Raw genomic sequence first — 788 nt, 5'->3', positions numbered from 1 at the left:
CTGAGGTCTATTAATTCCTGTGTCATTTTTGTATTAACCTCAAATTAATTCAACATATCTATCCAAATTATACCTAAATATGCCAAAATAAAATAAATATTTTTTTGTTAGGCGTTGCTGATTAAGAGTATGATTTTGTTTCACGCAGAGGCGCTCCAGTCACAGAGAGTAAGAGTTTGAAATCTTTGATTTTTCAATTTCATACTTCAATATGGCTATCGCCACGCAGGCTATCAGCAACGCCTTTTTCCCAATCTTTGCACGTCGCTAAACCTGCATTTAGATCCCCGAATTCTTACTTTAATCTTTAGTAAAAATTACAATTAAAATAAGAAGTTGGGGATCTTCGACTAGGGGATCGTTAACTACTTACGATTAAACCAACTTTCCCCACCGGGTAACTGTATTAAAACTTCCGCGATCGCTTTCGGTAAACTTTTAGCCGAATGTTCATAAGTCAAACCTAAAAATTGACAACCTTTTGCTATCAACTCCGGTTTATCAATGATTTCCTCCAATTGAAATTGATTATATGCACCATTTAAAACCTCATCACTAGCATCAGCTATAGCTTTTTCTATAACTTCCTCTAAAATTAAATCTTCCCATTCATCAACATTAATATAATAGGATTTTTTATTTTCCTTCAAGTTGATATCTTGAATTCCTACCACTGCATTTCTAATAGAAGCTGCCCAAGAATTGGTTAGCCGTTGTTCAATTTGATTTTTAATGAGATGTATTAGTAAAATCTTTAAAAAAGACTTTATTTGTTGTATAATTGCTTT

At 32.9% G+C, this 788-nt stretch carries 1 protein-coding gene; it reads right to left on the bottom strand.

What is annotated here, in order from left to right; genetic code table 11:
* Window positions 1-365: 365 nt before the first annotated feature.
* Window positions 366-788 (bottom strand): DUF29 domain-containing protein (locus FJR38_RS00645; RefSeq protein WP_168534862.1); only part of this gene is annotated, 423 nt, incomplete at its 5' end.

This window comes from Anabaena sp. UHCC 0253 (genome assembly GCF_009712085.1).
Lineage (GTDB): Bacteria > Cyanobacteriota > Cyanobacteriia > Cyanobacteriales > Nostocaceae > Dolichospermum.
Note: the sequence above shows the minus strand (reverse complement) of the source record. Positions and strands in the feature narration are given on the sequence as shown.